Origin of the sequence: Mycobacterium pseudoshottsii JCM 15466, from assembly GCF_003584745.1 — a bacterium.
GTDB classification, from domain to species: domain Bacteria; phylum Actinomycetota; class Actinomycetes; order Mycobacteriales; family Mycobacteriaceae; genus Mycobacterium; species Mycobacterium marinum.
The window spans coordinates 2,340,955-2,357,662 of sequence record NZ_AP018410.1; the positions used below are offsets into that span (position 1 = coordinate 2,340,955).

Consider the following 16,708-nt stretch of genomic DNA (forward strand, 5'->3'; position numbering starts at 1 on the left):
CAAAGCCAAAGGAGCTAGCTATGGCAGAACCTGGTGAGCCCACGATTCACGGGATCATCGCCTACCCGGTCACGCCCTTTACCGCCGAGGGCGACGTCGATGCGCGCCGGCTGGCGGCACTTGTCGATCGGCTGGTGTGCTCGGGAGTCCATGCGATCGCCGCGCTGGGCAGCACCGGGGAACTGGCCTACCTCGACGAGGCCGAGTTCGATACCGCGGTTGACACCGCGGTCGCGGCGGTCAGCGGCCGGCTACCCGTTGTCGTGGGCGTCTCGGATGTCACTACTGCCAAGACCATTCGGCGCGCGCGCTACGCGCAACACGTCGGTGCTGACGCGGTGATGATCCTGCCGGTGTCCTACTGGAAGCTCAACGAACACGAGATCTTCCAGCACTACCGCAGCGTTGGCGACGCCATCACCATCCCGATCATGGCTTACAACAACCCGGCCACCAGCGGTGTGGACATGCGCCCCGAACTGTTGGTCAGGATGTTTGAAAGCATCGACAACCTCACCATGGTCAAGGAGTCCACCGGCGACCTGTCCCGGATGCGGCGCATCGCCGAACTCAGTGGCGGCCGGCTGCCGTTCTACAACGGCTCCAACCCGCTGGTGCTCGACGCGTTGAAAGTTGGTGCCGCCGGATGGTGCACGGCCGCACCCAACTTGTGGCCCCAGCCATGCATCGATCTGTACGAAGCGGTGTGCGCCGGGGATCTGGAGAAGGCCCAGATTCTCTACGACGACCTCAAGCCGCTGCTGGAGTTCATCGTCGCGGGCAGGCTGGCCACCACGGTGAAAGCCGGTCTGGGGCTGCTCGGATTCCCGGTCGGGGATCCGCGCTCGCCGTTGCTGCCGCTCGACGAGCACGGACGGGCCAAGCTGGGCCGCCTACTAGCCGGCTGCTGAGCCGCGAAGCGATTGGTCGGCGTCGGTTGCGTTATTGGGCAACCGATCTCTAGCCCAGGTTGGTGGCGCTGAAGGTGTCACATTTGTTGGGGTCGACGGTCTGATACCCGACGGTGAACCACTTCTGCCGTTGCGCCGAGGAGCCGTGCGTCCACGTCTCGGGGTTGCTGCGTCCGGCCACCTGCTGCTGGATGCGATCGTCGCCCACCGATGCCGCGGCTGAGAGCGCGTCTTGGATATCCTTGTCGCTCAACGGCTCCAGGAAGGGGACGCCGGTACTTTCTTGCCGGACGGTAGACGCATAGTGTGCCCAGACCCCCGCGTAACAGTCGGCCTGCAACTCGGTGCGCACGCCATTGCCCCCGGCGCCTTTGGCTCCCTGTTGGGCGCGGCCCAGCACGCCCAGCAGGTTCTGCACGTGATGGCCGTATTCATGGGCCACCACGTATTCCTGCGCGAACGGCCCACCACTGGAACCGAATTCGGTGACAAGCAGCTGAAAGAAGTCGGTGTCGAAATATGCCGTCTGGTCCACCGGGCAGTAGAACGGGCCGACTTCGCTGCTGGCCGGCCCGCACCCGGTGCTGACCTGGCCGCTGAATAGGCGCAGATGCGGGCGCGTGTACCGATCGGGCATCAGCTGCGTCCACACCGCGTCCAGAGAGTTTCCGGTGGCCACCACCCGGCACTGCACGTACTTGTTGGCGTCGGCGCCCGTCTTGCACTGGCTCAGGTCGAATCCGGGAGCCACCACGTCGCGGTCGTCCATGGGTTGCTGGCTCAGCACGCCACCCGGATCGACACCGAGAAACATCGCGACCACGACGATCAACAGGCCGCCGATGCCGCCGCCGATGGCCATCCGGCCAAACCCGCCACCGCCCGAGGATGACGTGGCGCTGGTGTCGATCTGCATACCCTCGTTAAAGGTCATCGCACGCTCCAAATCTGGCCCGCCGTCGGGCTGGGCGCTGGGCTACCCGGGCGGCACCAGCCTAACGCTGCTGCGGCACCTCGAACCGGGCGTCGGTGTAACTGCGCAGTTTGCGTAAGAAGCGCCGTAATCCCAGGTTGAGCAGCGGACCGGACAACATCATGCCCAGCCGCGCCGGGCCGGCGGGCTTTTGCGCCATGGTCCAGGTCAGTCGGCAACCGCCCGGGATGACCTCGACCCGGTAATCCTCGGCGAATGCCGCGACGGCCTGCGTCGAGCATTCATTGAACCGAAACGCCATGTGGCTGAACGGCTCCCAGGCGATGAACTCCTCGTTGCCGACCAGGCCCCCGCGCATCTCGACGGTACGTGTGGTGCCGACGCGGAAGGGCGGGGGACTGGTCCAGGTCACCTTGGTGATCACCGGTGCCCAGCTCGGCCAGGACTCCGCGTCGGAAAGCACCTCAAACAGCTGCTCGGGGGTGATGGCGAGGTCGACGCTGTTGCGGTAGAGAAAGGGCGCTTGACCGGAATCCGGGTCGACAAAGCTCAGGTCGACGCGCTCGCACGGGAACATGAACTAGACCCTAACCAGCTATCCGGGTCCGTCGCTGGCTGCGGCCAATAATGGCACCAGCACCTGGCTGATCGGGGTCGCCAGGCCGTGGGCGCGGGCCTTGCGGATGATCACACCGTTGCGCAGGTCCCATTCCAACCGCCGGTGGGCTTCTCGATCGGCCAGGATCGAGGTGCCCATGTCCTCGGGTGCGGATGCGAACAGATCAACCATCTCATCGATCACGTCGTCATCGAGTCGCGCGCCCTCGGCGCGTGCCACCGCCAGACATTCGGCGACGTAGTGACGAGACAGTTCGGCGATGTCGTCGCGCCGGAACATTCCGGAGCGCCGCCCGGACAGCGCCATCAGTCCGGCCAGCGCATTGAGTACGAGTTTGCGCCAGATGACGGTGGTGAAGTCGGGATCGCAGTCCACCCGGCAACCGGCGGCACGCAGCAACCCGGCCAGCGTCTCCGCCGCAGCCCCGGTGGGCAACACCAACGCGGCATCTCCGCGCAACCGTACCCAGCCGCCCGGCTGAGTCTCGGCCGCAAACCACACACTGCCCGCGACGATGGATGAGGACGGACAGTGCGGCTGCACCTGCTCGACTTGTTCGACACCGTTTTGCAGGACGGCTACCACGGTGTGCTCACCACACAGGCGGGCCAGCCATTCGCGCGCGGCGCCGGTCTGAGTGGCTTTGACCGCGAATATCAGCACATCGACCGGTCCGGACAGCTGCTGCGGGTCGGTGTGTACCGGACCGGGCACCACGATCGGAGATGCCCCGTCGGGCCGCAGCTCGATGCTGTCGCGAGCCGTGTGGCCGCACAGCAGCACCGGGTTCCCCGCGGCATGCAGCAGCGCGGCGACCGTCGTGCCGACGGCGCCGGGGCCTACGAGTGCGATTCTGGGTGCGATGCAGCCAAAAGTACCGGGTTGGGTGGGCCAGTGGCCCGGCCCTCTAGACTGAGCAGTCGTTTTAGGTCGTTCCAAAGCCGGGTGAAGGGGAGTGTTTGTGCTGCGTAGCCACGCCGCTGGGGCATTACGGGATAGCGATGCCGGGCGACAGGTGACGCTGGCCGGTTGGGTGGCCCGCCGCCGCGACCATGGCGGCGTCATCTTCATCGACCTGCGCGACGCCTCCGGCATTGCCCAGGTCGTATTCCGCGAAGCCGACGTGTTGGCCCAGGCGCATCGGCTGCGTGCCGAGTTCTGCGTCGCGGTCACCGGTGTCGTCGAGATCCGTCCCGAAGGCAACGCCAACCCCGAGATCGCGACCGGCGACATCGAGGTCAACGCCTCTTCATTGACGGTGCTCGGCGAATGCGCGCCACTTCCGTTCCAGCTCGACGAGCCCGCTGGGGAGGAGTTGCGGCTGAAATACCGCTACCTCGACCTGCGCCGCGACGGTCCGGCATCGGCGATTCGGTTGCGTTCCAAGGTCAATGCCGCCGCCCGCGCGGTGCTGGCCGGACACGACTTCGTCGAGATCGAAACACCGACGATCACCCGCTCCACCCCGGAGGGCGCCCGCGACTTTCTGGTGCCCGCCCGGCTGCACCCGGGCATGTTCTACGCGCTGCCGCAAAGCCCGCAGCTGTTCAAACAGCTGCTCATGGTGGCCGGGATGGAGCGCTATTACCAGATCGCCCGGTGCTACCGCGACGAGGACTTCCGGGCCGATCGCCAGCCCGAGTTCACCCAGCTCGACATGGAATTGAGCTTTGTCGACGTCGAGGACATCATCGCGGTCTCCGAGGAGATCCTGACCGCGCTGTGGGCGCTGATCGGCTACCGGATTCCGACCCCCATCCCACGGATCAGCTACGCCGACGCGATGCGCCGGTTCGGGTCCGACAAACCCGACCTGCGGTTCGGCCTCGAACTCGTGGAGTGCGCAGAGTTCTTCAAAGACACCACATTCCGGGTGTTCCAAGCGCCCTACGTCGGCGCGGTGGTGATGCCCGGCGGAGCCTCGCAGCCGCGGCGCACGCTGGATGGCTGGCAAGAGTGGGCCAAACAGCGCGGTCACCGCGGGCTGGCCTACGTGCTGGTCGGCGAGGACGGGACGCTGGGCGGCCCGGTGGCCAAGAACCTGACCGATGCCGAGCGTGACGGACTGGCCGCTCACGTGGGCGCCAGTCCGGGGGACTGCATCTTCTTCTCGGCGGGACCGGTGAAGGCGTCGCGGGCGCTGCTGGGGGCGGCGCGCATCGAGATCGCCGAGCGGCTCAACCTGATCGACCCCAGCGCCTGGGAGTTCGTTTGGGTGGTTGATCCGCCCCTGTTCGAGCCCGCCGAGGACGCTACCGCCTCCGGCGACGTGGCCGTTGGATCCGGCGCGTGGACGGCGGTGCATCACGCGTTTACCGCGCCCAAGCCAGAGCTCGAAGACCGTATCGAATCGGACCCCGGCAGCGTGTTGGCCGATGCCTACGACATCGTTTGCAATGGCCACGAGATCGGGGGTGGATCGATCCGTATCCATCGTCGCGACATTCAGGAGCGGGTGTTCGCGGTCATGGGTCTGAGCAAGGCTGAGGCCGAAGAGAAGTTCGGCTTCCTGCTGGAGGCTTTCACCTTCGGCGCCCCGCCGCATGGCGGCATCGCGTTCGGGTGGGACCGGGTCAGCACGTTGCTGGCCGGAGCCGATTCGATCCGCGATGTGATCGCGTTCCCCAAAACCGGTGGCGGTGTCGACCCGCTTACCGAGGCCCCCGCGCCGATCACCGCCCAGCAGCGCAAGGAGGCTGGAATAGACGCCAAGCCCAAACAAGTTGAGGGGACATGACGCGAGGGATCCCCGACGCCGAGACGATCAAGGCGTTCAACAGCAACATCGTCGATGAGTTCCGGGCCAATGGGGGCAAGGTGGGCGGCCCGTTCGCCGGCTCGGATCTGTTGCTGCTCACAACCACCGGGGCCAAGTCCGGGCGGCCTCGGCTGGCGCCGCTGGTGTACCTGCGCATCGACGGCAAGATGTTCATCGTCGGTTCCTTCCGCCGGTGCCGATGTCGACCCGGCCTGGGTGCATAACCTCAGGTCCGACGCGCGTGCACACGTCGAGGTGGGTACCGACGCGTTCGACGTGACCGCCCGCGAACTGCCCCCGGCAGAGCGTGACGAGCTTTTTCCGAAGGTGGCCGCCGCCGCCGCGGGGTTCGGCGACTATCAAGCGAAAACCAGCCGGGTAATCCCCCTGTTCGAGCTGCAGCGGGCCTGACCGGGGTATCCGACACGACGTGGAGATTTCGCTACTGACCAGGGCGGCCGACGGAAGTCTCGCGGCCGTCCGGCAGCTGCGCACCGCCTTGTGGTCGATCACGCAGGCGTCGGTGACCGCCGGCCTGGCCTGGTTTCTCACCCACGATGTGCTCGACCACCCGCAGCCGTTCTTCGCACCGATCTCGGCCGCGGTGTGCATGTCGGCGACCAACGGTGCTGCGCGCGCGACGCGCCGTCCAGATGGTTGGCGGGGTGGCGCTGGGCATCGTTGTGGGTGCCGGCGTGCAAGCCGTCCTGGGCACCGGCCCAACCGCGATGGGCGTGGCGGTGTTCGCCGCATTGTCGGTCGCGGTCCTGGCCGTGCGCGGCTTCGTCGTCCAGGGCCTGATGTTCGTGAACCAGACCGCAGTTTCCGCGGTGCTGGTCCTGGTGTTCGCCCCCACCGGCGATGTGGTGGCCGAGCGCCTCTTCGACGCGCTGATCGGCGGGGGATTGGCGCTGGTGGTCGCGATGTTGCTGTTCCCGGCCGATCCGGTGCGGATACTGCGCGACGCGCGTACCGGCGCGCTGGCCGCCCTGCACGACACCCTGGTCGAGGTGATCAAGTTCATCGACAATCCCGGCGGCGCCGCTCCGGACTGGCTGCTGGCCACCTTCGACCGGTTGCACAACCAGCTTGGTGGGCTGATCGAGGCCCGCGCCACGGCGGTCTTGGTGTCGCGGCGGGCGCCCCGGCGGTGGGCCGCCCGCGACGCCATTGCCGACATCGAGCGGCAATCGGCGCGACTGGGGATGCTGGTCAGCGGCGTCTTGAATCTGGTCCGCGCCATCACCCGACTTCCTGAGCAACAGGTACCGCGCCCGGTGCGCATCGCGCTGGCCGAACTGGCCGCCGCGCTGGCCGTCGCCGACGACGAACCAGCGGCCGCGATCGCCCATGCCGCCGCTGCCCGCGATCGGGCCCAAGAATTGCTATCGCAGGCTCGCGACCGCACCGAGGTGGTGCTCGCCGACATCGTGGACGCATGCGGAGTCGATTTACAGCGGGTCATCGACGTACCCGGCGGCGACCATTGAGTAACGTCAACAGGACTTGGCTGACCCCGTCAGAAACTCCTTTGCCAGCCTTTTCGGCGCCTGCGTCAGCCAGGCCTCGGTGAGCAGCTCCTCGAGGCCTATCGCCTCTATCTCGGATAACACCACCAGCACCGCCGGATACCCGTCGAAATGTGGGGTGGTGAAGTACACCGTCGGCTCGTCGGCGACCAGGGCGAACTTCACGCCTTCGTCGGCCACCCGGACGCCGAGAATATCGCCGTCTGGTGGTTGCCTGCCGGAGGCCGCCAAGGCCGCCAAGTCGGACTTGCGCAGCGGTCGCTCCCACGCCAACGGTTTCTTGCCGACCCGCCAGTTGTGCGCAGATCGCTCTTCTGTGAGCGGCGGCTCACTGACGATGCGCGCGACATCGCTCCAGGTCGCCATATGCTGATTGTGCTCCGGATGAGGTGCGCTCGGTGGCGCATTCGCCTGCACCGGACCCAGATGTGTTGTGATCAGCCTTGCTATTACCGGTGTGGTGGCCGTGGTTGACGGTCGAGAAGTCAGGAGTCAGCTCTTGTCGTTGCTTTCCGACGCGTTGTTCGGCTCTCCGGACACCAAGCGCTATCGCGTCACGCACCGCACCGAATACCGCTACTCGGACATCGTGACCAGCTCCTACGGACGCGGGTTTCTGACCCCACGCGACTCGCTGCGGCAGCGTTGCGTCACACACCAAATCACCATTGATCCGACGCCGGCGGACAGCTCCACCAGCCGCGACACCTACGGCAACATCAGCTCCTATTTCCATGTCACCGAACCGCACCGGGTGCTGGGCATCACCAGCGACTCCATCGTCGACGTGGCACCGCCGGATTCCGGCCTCTACACCAGCGGGCCGGCATTGCTGCCCTGGGAAGCGGCCCGGCCCAGCGGCATGCAAGGGGCGCTGGCCGTCGACTTCGCGCTGGACCTGGATCCCGCCGAGATCACCGACGAGGTACGTGAGTACGCGGCCGTCAGTTTCCTGCCGGAACGTCCGTTGGTGGAGGCGCTGCGCGATCTCACCACGCGGATCTACAACGACTTCACCTACCGATCCGGGTCGACCACGGTTTCCACCCGAGTCAATGAGGTTCTGCAGGCGCGCGAAGGGGTATGCCAAGACTTTGCGCGGCTGGCGATCGCCTGCCTGCGAGCCAACGGGTTGGCGGCCTGCTACGTGTCCGGGTATCTGGCCACCGACCCACCGCCGGGAAAGGATCGGATGATCGGTATTGACGCCACCCACGCCTGGGCAGCGGTGTGGACACCCCAACAACCAGGCCAGTTCGAGTGGATGGGGCTGGACCCCACCAATGACCAGCTGGTCGATGAGCGCTACATCGTGGTAGGCCGGGGCCGGGACTATGCGGATGTGCCGCCGGTGCGCGGCATCATCTACACCAATTCGGAACACAGCGTGATCGACGTCGGTGTGGACGTGGTGCCGTTCGAAGGTGATGTGCTCGATGCGTGATTTCCACTGTCCCAACTGTGGCCAGCGCCTGACCTTCGAGAACTCCGCGTGCCTGTCGTGCGGCAGCGCGCTGGGCTTCTCCCTGGACCAGATGGCGCTGATGGTCATCACCGGGCGCGACCAAAGCGAACACGCCGGCGCGGTGGCCGCCGACGATTACCAGCTGTGCAAGAACCTGCACCTGGCCGAATGCAACTGGCTGGTTCCAGTCGGTCAGCGCGACGGTCTGTGCGAGTCCTGCGTACTGACCGTGCTGCGGCCCCACGACGGCGACACCGTGGGACTCACGGAGTTCGCCCGCGCCGAGGCGGCCAAGCGGCGGCTGATCGCCGAACTGCACGAGCTGAAGTTGCCCATCATCGGACGTGACGAGGATCCCGCCTACGGACTGGCATTCCGGCTGCTGTCCAGTGCCCACGAGAATGTGATCACCGGGCACGAAGACGGAGTCATCACCCTGGATCTGGCCGAGGGCGACGACGTGCACCGCGAACAACTCCGCGTCGAGATGGAGGAGCCCTACCGCACCCTGCTGGGCCACTTCCGCCACGAGATCGGGCACTACTACTTCTATCGGCTGATTGCCCCCTCCGATGACCATCTGGCGCGATTCAGGGAGTTGTTCGGGGACCCGGACGCCGACTACCAGGCTGCGCTAGACCGGCACTACAGCGACGGCGCCCCGGAGAATTGGCAGGAACGGTATGTGTCGTCGTATGCCACCATGCATCCCGCCGAGGACTGGGCGGAGACGTTCGCGCATTACCTGCACATCCGCGACACCCTGGACACGGCGGCCTGGTGCGGTTTCGCGCCGGCATCGGCAACCTTTGATCGGCCGGCGTTGGGCCCCAGCGCCTTTCCCACCATCATCGACATGTGGCTGCCGCTGTCGTGGTCGTTGAACATGGTCAACCGGTCCATGGGGCACGATGACCTGTATCCATTTGTGCTACCGGTCGCGGTCCTGGAGAAGATGCGATTCGTCCATACGGTCGTCGACCAGGTGACGCAAGCTCCGTGCGGTCCCGCCGCACTCAGCGGTTAGGGGAGGGCCTCGTGCCCGCCTGCTTAGGCGGGCATCGTCCGTCGTTCCTCGGGCCCCCACAGCGGCTGCATGCCGCCGGGCAGGGCCAGCTGGGTGTCGGTGATGACTTCGGCCAGCTCGCGCAGCGAAACGTGGATGCCGTTCAACAGTTCGGCCAACTCGGTGCGCCGCCCGTCGGTGATTTCTTCCAGCTCGGCCGGATGCGACCGGCGTAGCCGGGCGCTGATCTCATCCACCATTCGCTCGGGGCGCGAGGAGCCCGAGGTGCCGGGCAGATCCTTGAGATTGGCCCGCAGCCGCTCCAACTGGTAGATGAGCGAACGCGGATTGTGCGCGTCGAAAAGCATCAATTCATTGACGGCGGTAACGCTGAACTTTCCGACGGTGCGGCGCCGGTAGATCACCGACGACTCACAGACTTCCAGCGTCGACTCGATGATGGTCTGCTCGGCGACGACGCCGCGCACCGTGGTCAGGGTGTCCGCCAGCAGCGCGGTCAGCCACAGGCCCCGTTCGATGCGCTTGCCGATGTCCATCATGGTCCAGCCCACGTCGCGCACCATCGATTCGCTGGCCACCCCGGAGAGGGTGAGCATCCCGGCCAGCGTTTGCGCCTGGGCCTCGGCCAGTAGCCCATCGGCTTCGGCCAGCGACTGTGGCGGATCCGACCTGAGTGTGACGGCGCGTTCCACGTCGGCCAGCACTATCCAGGTGTCGTTGGACAACTGGTCGCGCACCGCCCGTGCGGCCAGCGCCAGTCCCTCCACCGACTGAACCAGCGAGCCCGGCCACTCCAGGTCCACCGTCATCGACCACAGCATCGAGGGAGCGACGGCGATCATTTCGGCGTGGTCGTTGGCGGCCCCGGTATCGGTCCCGGTGATGTTGCCGAGCGCGGCCATCAGCACCGGCACGCATTCGGATTCCTCGGTGTCCTGATGGTGTCGGAACAGGTGATAGCGCTCGCGGGCGACCATCAGCAGGCGGGCCATGTTCTCGGCGCGCTCGCCATAGCGGCCCATCCAGAACAGGTCGGAGAGCACGCGAGGGGAACTGACCCCCAGGGTGCCCGCACCGGTCTTGATCGGCACCAGCGCCGACGGCTCCAATATCGGCTGCACAATCGGGCCGGTGACCGGCGCCGCAACGGTCTCGACGATGGCGCGTTCGGTCGGGCGGACCCAAATATCTTTTGCTGCAACCGATCTCAGCGTGTACGCGGCCGGTCCGGGCGCCAGGACATAGCCCAGGCCACCGATCATCGGCGAGTAACCGCTGCGCTGTGCGACGGTGAACAACCGCATGCCAACCCCGGCTGAAGACAGAACACCCGCGTGATCGGTGGGCGCCGAGGAGAAGGCCGGGAGCTCCTGTCCCACCCACTGCCAGGGCATCGCTTCGATTCGCGCGGCCAACTCGGCCAGCTGCGCGGATGAGAGCGTCGGCCCGACCCGGGTCTTCCCCCCGACGGTGGACTTGATCAGCAGCGACGACAGATTCGCCAAAAGGTGGGAACGCTCGGTGGCGATGCCACCCCAGTACATGGGCGCGCTCTGCAGCATCGGTTCCTCACCCAGCAGGCGCTCGGCCAGCCCCGGCAGGAAACGCATCAGGCCGGGGCTCTCCAGGATGCCGCTGCCCAGCGTGTTGACCACGGTCACGGCACCGCGGTGTTGCGCCTCGACCAGACCCACCACGCCGAGCCGGGAATCGGCACGAAGATCCAACGGGTCCGCGTAGGCGGCGTCGACCCGGCGCAGCACCACGTCGACGCGTTTGAGCGTCCCCAGCGAGCGCATCCAAAGCTTGCCGTCGCGGACCACCAGATCCGCGCTCTCTACCAGCGGGAAACCCAGCAGTGTAGCCAGGTAGGCCTGGTCGAACGCGGTCTCCGAATAGATGCCCGGGCTGAGCACCACGACCACCGGGTCCTGGGCGACGTCGGGCGCCGCATCGATCAGCGCCAGACGCAACGCCTGCGCGAACGGCGTGGTCGGCCGGGGCGCGATGTTCTCGTACAGATCGGGGATGGCGTGGGCGACCACGCGCCGGTCGGCCAGCGCATAGCCGGCTCCCGAAGGCGCCTGGGTCCAGTCGGCGTTGACCTGGTAGCTGCCGTCGGGTATCCGGCTGATGTCGCAGCCGTGCAGGAAAAGTTGATGATGCCCAGGCACCTCGATGCCATTGGCGCCGCGCACATAGGCGGGATGGCCGAAGACCAGTTCGGATGGCAGCAGACCCTCGGTGAGTAACCTGCGCGGGCCATACAGGTCCGCGAGCACCGCATCGAGCAGGCGCGACCGTTGCACGAGTCCGGCTTCGAGAACTTCCCAGTCCTGAGCGGACACCACCAGCGGCAGCGTGTCCAGACGCCACGGTCCGGGCTCCAGCCCGTGCACGCCGTGATCCTCGCGCCCGGAATCGACTCCGGTGTAGGTGATGCCGTCGTGGTCGATCAGGCTGTGCACCACCGAACGCAGCCGGTCCAGGCCGGTTCGCCCGCGTTCGGCGACCGCGTCGGCCAGCTCGGTCCAGGCCGGCCGCACATTGCCGTCGGCGTCGACGAACTCGTCGTAACCGATGCCCGGGCTGTCGCGCACATCGAACAGTGCTTCCTGAGCACGCGCGGTGCGGTAGCCGGCCAGCAGCCGGTCGACGTCGTAGGGTTCGGCGGCGGCAACAGCCGCCGGCCTACTCATGCCAAGTACCATCACGCGTCAATTCGATGCCGGATTGCAGGACCATTACTGTTGCACGGTACGCACGCGTCGCAGGTCGAGAATGCCAGGCGCGCCGATATCGGTGAACATCCGAGCCTGCTTCTCTCGGATGTCGGACAAGTCGAGTTTGCCCGGAGTGAAGCCGGTTGCCTCGAAACGCCGGGCGCGGCGCGACTCCGCTGTGACAGCGTTGACGGGTGGCTCATCGTAGGCGAGCCCGCCGGGATGGGTGACGTGATAGGTGCACCCGCCGCGAGAGGTTCCGGCGGTCAGGTCGATGAGCTCGAACTGCAACGGCCCGTCGGCGGAGATGGTCGGGTGCAGCGCGCTGGGCGGTTGCCAGGCCTTGAATCGCACGCCACCGACGTGGATATCAGGGTTGTCGGTGGCCAGCAGGGGCACCGGGTAGCCGTTGCAGGTGACCACGTAGCGGTGGCGGTCGGCCCCGATCACGCGGATCTGGAGGCGCTCGACCGATGAGTCGACGTAACGGGCAGTGCCGCTGGCGGTCGACTCCTCGCCAAGGGTGTTCCAGGGCTCGATCGCCCCGCGCAGCTCGATCTCGACACCGTCGAACACGGCGGTGCCGATGCGCGGGAAGCGGTATTCGGTGAATGGGTCCAGCCAGCTGGTCTCGAAGTCGATGCCGTTGGCTCGCAAGTCTGCGGCCACATCGGCGATGTCGTGGATCAAAAAATGCGGCAGCAGATATCGCCCATGCAGGTTGGCGCCGTGGCGGATCAGTGGAGCGCGCAGCGGTTGCTCCCAGAACCACGCCACCAGCGAACGCACCAGCAGCGACTGCACCATTGCCATGCGCAGATGTGGCGGCATCTCGAAACCGCGCAGCTCTAGCAGCCCGAGCCTGCCGCGGGTGCCTTCGGGACTGTAGAGCTTGTCAATGCAGAACTCGGCGCGATGGGTGTTGCCGGTGATGTCGGTCAGCAGATGGCGCAGCGCACGATCGGTCACCCAGGGCTTGGCCGCACCGCCAGCCGACAGCCGAGCGATTTCGGCGAATGCGATCTCTAGCTCGTACAGTGCCTCGGCGCGGCCCTCGTCGACTCGCGGCGCCTGGGAGGTGGTGCCGACAAAGCGCCCGGCGAACACGTAGGACAGAGAGGGGTGCCGCTGCCAGTAGGTCAGCAAGGACACCAGTAAATCCGGGCGGCGCAACAGTGGCGAGTCCGCGGGCGTGACGCCGCCCAGCGTGATGTGATTGCCGCCACCGGTGCCGCCGTGGGATCCGTCCACGTTGAACGACTCGGTGGAGAGCCGGGCGAGCCGGGCTTCTTCGTACAGCGTTTCCAGTTGCTGGCGCTGTTCTTCGAAGCTGGCGGTCGGTGCGACGTTGACCTCGATGACGCCCGGGTCGGGGGTGATCGTCGTCGATTCCAGCCGCGGGTCCGGTGGCGGGCCGTAACCCTCGAGCACCAGCGGGCAGTTGGCCTTCGCCGCCGCGGCCTCGATGCGGGTGACGAGGTCCACGAAGTCTTCAAGCGCTTCGGTGGGCGGGATGAAGATGTACAGCAGCCCCTCGCGAACCTCGGCGACGATCGCGGTCGGCGGCGCATTTTCGGAGTCGTCAAGCACCGCATCCACGGCCTCGGCGGTGGCGGGTTCCGGCAGTGCGTACCCCACCGTCACCGGGTCGACGTCAAAGGATGTCCGCGGCGGTTGCCAGCTGATGGAGTTCAGGGGCAGCCGCAGCCCGGCCGGTGAATCCCCTTCGATCAAGACCAGCCGGCCGCGGCGCAGCCGCCAGTCCGCGCTGGCCCAGCCCGAGCCGTCCTCGCGGCGGTGTAGCGGGAGCACGTGGGCGGCCGCGGACGTGACCGAGGCGTCGAGGCGGGCCAATAGCTCGGCGCGGCCGACAGGGGTGTCGGAGTCGGTTTCGGGGTCGAGGTCGTCGATCGGGTCGACGGGGTCGCCGGACGGCAGTCGCACCGTGGCCGCCAGCCGCGCCAGCGGGTCCTCGTAGGCCGGGCGTACCTGCGACAGGGGCAGTCCCATTCCCTCGGCAAATGCGCTGAGCACCTGGTGGGCGGCGTCGGAATCGACCGGAGTCGGCGGGTCCAGCCAGGGATCGGCCAGCAGCGTGGGGTCGGTCCACAGCGGACGTCCATCGGTGCGCCGATACAGCGCAATCTGCCAGCGCGGCAATGGCTCCCCGGGATACCACCTGCCCTGGCTGCGTTGGACCAACCCCTCAGGAGCCCACCGGGCCTTGAGGCGCGCGGCCAGATCGGATGCCCGTGATCGCTTATGCGGACCGTCGGCGGCGGTGCGCCACTCCTTATCGGTCTGGTTGTCCACCGACACGAAGGTGGGCTCGCCGCCCATGGTCAGCCGGACATCACCGGCCGCCAGGCGTTCGTCCACACGGCGGCCTACATCGCAGATCGTCTGCCACGCCTCATCGGTGTAGGGCAGGGTGACCCGCGGGTCTTCATGCACCCGGGTGACGGTGTTCGAGAATTCCAGCACCGTGTTGCACACGCCGGTGCCCCCGCTGATGGGAGCCGCGCTGGCGGGGTGGGGCGTGGCCGCGAGCGGAATGTGGCCCTCACCGGCGAACAGCCCCGAGGTCGGGTCCAGCCCGATCCAGCCCGCACCGGGAATGTAGACCTCGGTCCAGGCATGCAGGTCGGTGAAGTCTGCCGTGGGGCCCGAGGGTCCGTCGAGGGCCTCGATGTCGGAGGCCAGCTGGACCAGGTAGCCCGACACAAACCGGGCGGCCAACCCGAATTGGCGCAGGATCGACACCAACAACCACGCCGAGTCGCGGCACGATCCGATGCCGGTGCGCAGCGTGAAATCCGGTGTCTGGACACCGGGTTCCATCCGCACGCTGTACCCGACGTCGGCGTTGACCGCGTGGTTGATCGCGACCAGGAAGTCGATGGTGCGGGTGCCCTCGGGCACGCTGAAGTTGGTGACCCAAGCCCGAACCAGGTCCCCGGGGCCGGACTCCTCGCCGGTCTCGTCGACCGGCCGCAAGTACGGCTTGAGGTCATCGGCCAGTGCCTTGGGGTAGGTCAGGCCTTCGGCCGGCCAGGTTTCGGCCCATTCTTCGATGAAGAAGTCGAACGGGTTGATCACCTTCAGGTCGGCGATCAGCCCGACGGTGATGGTCAGGTGCTGCATTGGTTTGGGAAAGACCAACCGGGCCATGAAGTTTCCCAGCGCGTCCTGCTGCCAGTTGACGAAGTGCTCGGTTGGCTCAACCCGCAACGAATAAGCCTCGATGGGGGTGCGAGAGTGCGGTGCTGGGCGCAGCCGCACAACGTGCGGATAAACCTGCACCAGCTTGTCAAAGGTGTAACTGGTGCGGTGCTCCAGCGCAACTTTGATGCTCATAGAAGCTGATCCCATCATAAGACTCTGCTGCCCGCAGCGCTTCGAAATTCGGTGTCGCCGTGGGCTTGACGGCCATGGGCAGCGTCACGCCGTCGCGTGTAACAACGGCGTTTCGGTGGCTTTACGGTTGGTGTTGCGGGGTGGACCGGGGTCCTACCCGAACTGCGGTCCCCGCGGCGCCCCTGGGGGCGGACCGGGCGGCAGACCCGCCGGAGGCCCGGGCTGGCTCAGCTCGACAACCTGGCCACCGGACAGCTTGCGCCAGGTGTAGGTCTGGATGAGCGAGGCAACCGGAACGCCGACGAGCATGCCGACAAAACATAGCAGCTCACCGGCGAGCACCACCGCGTACTGCACCAGCCAGGACAACGCGGTGTTACCGAGTTCGGCACGGACCGTCGCGAAACTGGACTTGATGGAATCGATCGGCGACAGCGATCGGTCCACGGCAGCGATGATCGCGAACTGCGCCAGGAAGCCGAAAATCAGGCCAGGAACGATGCACAGCACCGAGCCGATCGCGGTCAAGACGATCACCAGCAGGCCGGTGAGGATCACCATGCCGAGGTTGCGCGGTTTGAAGAACGATCCGATGGTCACCGGCTTTCCGTCGGCGATGTCCAGGCAGCCCGTGGTGATGCCGGCGTGCATGAACAGCACCACCGCGAACACGGCCAGGTAGCCGATGAACATCACGATGCTCGCCAGCGGGCTCATGGTCATGTTCACGGTTTCCGACGTGTTGCCGTAAGCGTCGGTATAGGTCGTGCTGGTGCGGTCGGAGAAAGCGAAGAAGAGCCCGACCATCACGCCGCCGACAGCGCTCAGGATCAAGCCGTAGATGACGATCGGAACCACCAGGGCCATTGCGTTCTGGGTGAACCGGTTCCACGCCCAGCTGATGGCTTCGCCCACGCTGAAGGGCGGCTTGGCCGGGCCGCCGAATCCCGGCTGGGCCGGGTAGCCGGCCGGCGGTGGGCCGTAGCCGGGGGCGGGGGTGGCGGCGGGTTGTACCCCGGGGGCGCATACCCGCCGGGCGCCTAGCCGTAACCGGGAGGCGGAGGCGGTGGTGGGGTGCCGTAACCAGGAGGCGGTGGTGGGGTGCCGTAACCAGGAGGCGGGGGCGGGGCGCCGTAGCCGGGAGGCCCGGCCGGTGGTGCGCCGTAACCCGGTGGGGGAGGCGGTGGAGGCGTGCCGTAGTTCGGTGGTGGCGGGTAGCCCGGAGTGCTCTGATCGCCGCCCTGGGGGTCGGCCTGATTGCCCGGATTTTCTGGCGGCTGGCTCATCGCTTTCCTAAGTGCTTCCGTAGTTCGCCCGCGCGGTGCGCACGGGCGAATCAAGCAAACCGGAACTTAGCAAATATGTGTGGCAGGCGCGCGCATTGG

Annotated in this window: 10 protein-coding genes and 3 pseudogenes; 6 read left to right on the forward strand and 7 right to left on the reverse strand. The window is 66.8% G+C overall.

The window, feature by feature from the left end; genetic code table 11:
* The first annotated feature begins 20 nt into the window (after positions 1 to 20).
* Positions 21 to 911, forward strand: coding sequence for a dihydrodipicolinate synthase family protein (locus MPSD_RS10700; RefSeq protein WP_020787879.1), 891 nt, complete (start codon positions 21 to 23; stop codon positions 909 to 911).
* A 49-nt stretch (positions 912 to 960) separates the two neighbouring features.
* Here MPSD_RS10700 and ypfJ read toward each other — a convergent pair whose 3' ends face one another.
* The 3 genes from ypfJ to MPSD_RS10715 form a co-directional block, all read right to left on the reverse strand.
* A complete protein-coding gene (gene ypfJ / locus MPSD_RS10705) occupies positions 961 to 1,845 on the reverse strand; it encodes a KPN_02809 family neutral zinc metallopeptidase (RefSeq protein WP_086084655.1) in 885 nt (294 codons plus the stop codon).
* A gap of 61 nt (positions 1,846 to 1,906) precedes the next feature.
* Positions 1,907 to 2,422: an SRPBCC family protein gene (locus MPSD_RS10710; RefSeq protein ID WP_086084656.1), complete on the reverse strand. Its 516-nt coding sequence runs from the start codon at positions 2,420 to 2,422 to the stop codon at positions 1,907 to 1,909.
* An 18-nt stretch (positions 2,423 to 2,440) separates the two neighbouring features.
* Complete coding sequence (locus MPSD_RS10715; protein WP_231395687.1) at positions 2,441 to 3,328, reverse strand: oxidoreductase; 888 nt, start codon at positions 3,326 to 3,328, stop codon at positions 2,441 to 2,443.
* A gap of 91 nt (positions 3,329 to 3,419) precedes the next feature.
* Between MPSD_RS10715 and aspS the strand changes: the two genes are divergently transcribed.
* The 3 genes and pseudogenes from aspS to MPSD_RS10730 all read left to right on the forward strand — a co-directional run bounded on the left by aspS (position 3,420) and on the right by MPSD_RS10730 (position 6,712).
* Positions 3,420 to 5,201: an aspartate--tRNA ligase gene (gene aspS, locus MPSD_RS10720; RefSeq protein ID WP_012393924.1), complete on the forward strand. Its 1,782-nt coding sequence runs from the start codon at positions 3,420 to 3,422 to the stop codon at positions 5,199 to 5,201.
* Positions 5,198 to 5,633: pseudogene (locus tag MPSD_RS10725) on the forward strand (nitroreductase family deazaflavin-dependent oxidoreductase). The gene aspS and the pseudogene MPSD_RS10725 overlap by 4 nt, the downstream one beginning before the upstream one ends.
* A 19-nt stretch (positions 5,634 to 5,652) precedes the next feature.
* Positions 5,653 to 6,712: pseudogene (locus MPSD_RS10730) on the forward strand (FUSC family protein).
* A 6-nt stretch (positions 6,713 to 6,718) separates the two neighbouring features.
* Here MPSD_RS10730 and MPSD_RS10735 read toward each other — a convergent pair.
* Positions 6,719 to 7,117 carry an MmcQ/YjbR family DNA-binding protein gene (locus tag MPSD_RS10735; RefSeq protein WP_020787873.1) on the reverse strand — a complete coding sequence of 133 codons (399 nt, stop codon included), beginning with the start codon at positions 7,115 to 7,117 and terminating at the stop codon, positions 6,719 to 6,721.
* Between the two features lie 133 nt (positions 7,118 to 7,250).
* Between MPSD_RS10735 and MPSD_RS10740 the strand changes: the two genes are divergently transcribed.
* Positions 7,251 to 8,195 (forward strand): transglutaminase family protein, encoded by a 945-nt coding sequence (locus MPSD_RS10740; RefSeq protein WP_086084675.1) that lies wholly within the window; start codon positions 7,251 to 7,253, stop codon positions 8,193 to 8,195.
* Positions 8,188 to 9,243: a zinc-binding metallopeptidase family protein gene (locus tag MPSD_RS10745; RefSeq protein ID WP_015355849.1), complete on the forward strand. Its 1,056-nt coding sequence runs from the start codon at positions 8,188 to 8,190 to the stop codon at positions 9,241 to 9,243. Before MPSD_RS10740 ends, MPSD_RS10745 begins: the two co-directional genes overlap by 8 nt.
* Positions 9,244 to 9,266: 23 nt before the next feature.
* Here MPSD_RS10745 and MPSD_RS10750 read toward each other — a convergent pair whose 3' ends face one another.
* From MPSD_RS10750 to MPSD_RS10760, 3 genes and pseudogenes are all read right to left on the reverse strand, one after another.
* Positions 9,267 to 11,942 (reverse strand): circularly permuted type 2 ATP-grasp protein, encoded by a 2,676-nt coding sequence (locus MPSD_RS10750; protein ID WP_020724911.1) that lies wholly within the window; start codon positions 11,940 to 11,942, stop codon positions 9,267 to 9,269.
* Between the two features lie 45 nt (positions 11,943 to 11,987).
* Positions 11,988 to 15,323, reverse strand: coding sequence for a transglutaminase family protein (locus tag MPSD_RS10755; RefSeq protein WP_179953035.1), 3,336 nt, complete (start codon positions 15,321 to 15,323; stop codon positions 11,988 to 11,990).
* A 153-nt stretch (positions 15,324 to 15,476) separates the two neighbouring features.
* Positions 15,477 to 16,609 (reverse strand): annotated as a pseudogene (locus MPSD_RS10760) (hypothetical protein).
* Positions 16,610 to 16,708 lie beyond the last annotated feature (99 nt).

Bases quoted from the DNA above. Each gene is read 5' to 3' on its own strand.
- MPSD_RS10700 (WP_020787879.1), top strand. From the start codon at position 21: ATGGCAGAACCTGGTGAGCCCACGATTCACGGGATCATCGCCTACCCG.
- ypfJ (WP_086084655.1), bottom strand. From the start codon at position 1,845: ATGACCTTTAACGAGGGTATGCAGATCGACACCAGCGCCACGTCATCC.
- MPSD_RS10710 (WP_086084656.1), bottom strand. From the start codon at position 2,422: ATGTTCCCGTGCGAGCGCGTCGACCTGAGCTTTGTCGACCCGGATTCC.
- MPSD_RS10735 (WP_020787873.1), bottom strand. From the start codon at position 7,117: ATGGCGACCTGGAGCGATGTCGCGCGCATCGTCAGTGAGCCGCCGCTC.
- MPSD_RS10745 (WP_015355849.1), top strand. From the start codon at position 8,188: ATGCGTGATTTCCACTGTCCCAACTGTGGCCAGCGCCTGACCTTCGAG.
- MPSD_RS10750 (WP_020724911.1), bottom strand. From the start codon at position 11,942: ATGAGTAGGCCGGCGGCTGTTGCCGCCGCCGAACCCTACGACGTCGAC.
- MPSD_RS10755 (WP_179953035.1), bottom strand. From the start codon at position 15,323: ATGAGCATCAAAGTTGCGCTGGAGCACCGCACCAGTTACACCTTTGAC.